This window comes from uncultured Dialister sp., from assembly GCF_900541605.1.
GTDB lineage: Bacteria > Bacillota > Negativicutes > Veillonellales > Dialisteraceae > Dialister.
In genome coordinates, this window is record NZ_UQKJ01000170.1 from 1 (window position 1) to 3,502 (window position 3,502).

The following is a 3,502-nucleotide window of genomic DNA, read 5'->3' on the forward strand; positions in this document are numbered from 1 at the left end:
AGAGGGCGCCTGCCAGCGTGTGGTTCTTGCCGCTGCCGGTATCAAATCTCGGCGAAGCGATGCCCCGTTCCACCAGGAAGCCGTAGGCACTCTTTTCGTTAGGCATAGTATCCACGCCTACCTGGAAGAAGTTGTACTTGCTGTCGTAGCCGCTGCTGTCGAAGTGGCCATGGCGATTTCTTACCCAGAAGTCGTACCTGTCATCGCTCCGGTTCCGGTACCGCAGGTCCCCCAGCCGCTGGCGGAGGGGATCAATGGACATACGGTAGAAACCGTAGGTATTATCACCGGCATCGATGAGGGGCTTCGTATCTTTATTGATGGTCTTAGTCACCGATGCCAGGTACCATTCGCCGGGGTTCCCTACCCTGTTTCCATGACCGTCTTCAAAGGTGCTTCCTTCACGGATAGAAGGTGTAATCTCCCAAAGCCCGCCGGTGCTGACGCTCTCGCCCCGGAAGGCGGCATTTTTACTGGCATCGGTAACCATAAGGAGATGCCGGGCACCGGTCACTTCTTTGCCCGTAGCCAGGCTCTTGTCGTAGACGGAGATAATTCCTGTGGATCCGGGATCTGCGTTATCAATGGTAACCTTATCCCCATCAGTCTGACTGGCGAGATCCGACTTCATTTTGAATACGCCATCATTTCCGCTGAAGGTACCGATATGGAGGTCCTGGTAGTCCGGATTATACTGCATATCCACGGTTCCGGCGTTATTGGCAAGCTTCGTCACATAGCTTGTGTCGGTCATCTGCCATTTTGCATTATTGGAAAGGGAAATCTCTGTATCTGCAGCGCTTACGTCCTCATTGTACCCTTCCTCAAGGACAGAAGATGTACCTCGAAGCAGGGAATCGGATGTAGAGAGATTCAAAAGGATTTTCCCCTTTTTACTGCTTACCAGATCTCCCAGTACTGTCTTCTTTCCAGTGCCGGCAAGAGAAATGAGGCTTCCTTCGCCCTCTGACCAGGCAGCTTCCCGATTGCCCCGGATATAGGCAGAGCCCGCAAAGGTAATGGCGCCACCGGACTCTGTATGAAGGACGTGGTTATTTTTTACTGCATCACTGTTCACCATAATAGAAGCATCATCACCGATATCCGTAGTTCCATTGTCCGCAGTATACAGCCCTATAGTCTTTACTGCATCGGAAGATCCTTCTACTGTTACTCCGGCATGACTACCGATAGAAACGCCGGAATTGCCATTAAACAACCCTCTCACATCAGGTCCGGAAGATTTTCCATTGCCAGATGCAGAAACACGAATTGAAAGATTATCGCCAACTTTCAAATCATCGCCTTCAGATAAATTGGGAGCATTGTACGCATAGAGCCCTCTTGTCCTGTTATATCCCACTGTATCGATATTCATTCGCATATCATTGCTTATCTCTATATGACTGTTTTTTTCGCTTCGAATACCACATAAATTTGAATTTCCAATGTATTCTTCTGTATTCTCGGCCTTCATAGATAAGTTTGCACCATCACAAACCTGAATTGTACCATAATCGGATGCGATTCCTGCCAAAACCTGATGCGTATAAAGTGGACCTTCCGCATAAAGTTCAGTCCGGGAATTTTTTCCAATTTTTAAAAAGGAAGGAGCTGATTTGGATGCTCTTATATTGTACACGATCAACTCTCTAACGGGCCCGCTCATGGAGAGACGGCTTGATACATTATCCCCTATGGTAACTCGACTATTATTGGAGATTCTCATTCCCTCAAGAATTCTTGCAGATCCGCTTCCGTTTACATCAATTACAACCGAATCACCGGCATCAAGTATTGTATTCTGAACATAGATTCCATGAGCTATTTGTGCAGATGAGCTGTCATTCTCCTGTCGTAACAATTCCTCTTCAGACAATATATGATCTGCCTTGAATGTCATCAGAATCTGGGCATTTCTACCAATACGGATACGGTTCCATCCGTTGGGTACAACTTCCTTTTCGCCAATATATTGCAAAGAGGAAGAAATAACCGAAGTCCTATTACCTCTCATGTCACCGGATGTATGATTTTCCACTAAAAGCCGGGCATCGTTTCCAATGGATACGTCTCCGTAATGGCCAACTGTAATGGCATCTGTCTGTGATTGATCACCAGTATTCGTTTTAAGGCCAACGGACAGGTTATCTCCAGCTTTCAGTGTCTCCCCGTCTACGTGAAACCCGCGAAGAGAATTAAACACGGCAGGGTTCTTGTCATCGAGATTTGTATTCTGATTTTCCAGTCCAAGGGTCACATGATTACCAATCGATACGGTACCACCGACAGGTTTACCGGTATTTCTGTCAATCAGATTTCCCACATCCCTGATCCTGATTCCGGCCACATCTATGTCAGGCCCAGTAACTGTATCTGCCAGTTTTATTCCATCCGCCAGGTAAACATTTCCTGTATATCCATAATCAAAATCTATGAGCCCACAGCTGTTGGTCCGGGTATTTCCACTGTAATCGACTTCAACATTTTTGGAATTGATATAAATATCTCCTCCAAATGCAGCTTTGGGAATGTAGATTGCCGTAGGATTTCGCCCATTGGTCACATGAATATCATCGGATATCACAGTATTCTTGTTTTGCACCATCACCGGTTCCGTGATAATCTCCGCTGCCATGCCGGGTACGGAAAAAGCTCCTGACAGCATACAGGCCGCCAGAAGTACTCTTACTCTTTTCTTTTTGATAGCAGATACCTTTTTCATATAATTTGCTCTCCTGAGATGGATAATCCTGTATGGAATCTTCCCATACAGCTAAGAAACTAAGTCCACCTCCAAAGCCTGGTCTTAAAAGACCATCAGGCCCAGGGAAATCCCCCCAGATTTCATTTTCCTTGAGCCATTTATTCAGTTAAGTTTTTATACCTCCTGTACAAGCATTAAAATCAATTTATTATTTTCACCCATACTATACTAAATGATAAGTCCTATTTCCATTTTTTATGCAAAAGTGGTCATTTACCTGTAAAAGTGGTTCTTTTTATGGCGCTTTAACTTACTAAAGAGTTGATCATTTTGCAGCTAAATTACCAGTAACCACTACGAGAAGGACAGCAGCCGATCCGCCGCAAATACACTCCCTGATGGAGACCAAGGTCGAGGTCGAGATCGAGGGAAAAGGGCCGATGGAGCAGCAGGTCAGGGGCTGGCTTCAAGTCTGGACATGGGTCTTTAGCCGCTTCGCGGTGAATGCACCCCCTCAGCCTTCGGCAGCTCACCCTACGGGAAAGCGACTCACTACGATTTGTGCGTCGCGGGCGCTCCTACGCTACGGCTGTCACCGACTCACGACAATTTGTGCGTCGCTACGCTCCTTCAAAATGTGTTCGCTGGTGCAACTCGTGTTCGCTGCCACCCCGGAGGGGGAGCCAGGTCTTTGCACTAATGTTCTCTTCCTTATTTTTTTCTGATTTCAGACAGTACAAACCCAGTATTTCGCATCGCTGGTCCATGTATTGAAAGCAGCCGCCACCATGCCCA

Annotated in this window: 1 protein-coding gene; it reads right to left on the reverse strand. The window is 46.9% G+C overall.

Annotated elements, in window-relative coordinates; translation table 11 throughout:
- Positions 1-1,378: hypothetical protein (locus tag QZR21_RS08675; RefSeq protein ID WP_296974974.1), on the reverse strand; the 1,378-nt coding region annotated here is incomplete at its 3' end.
- Positions 1,379-3,502: the final 2,124 nt, after the last annotated feature.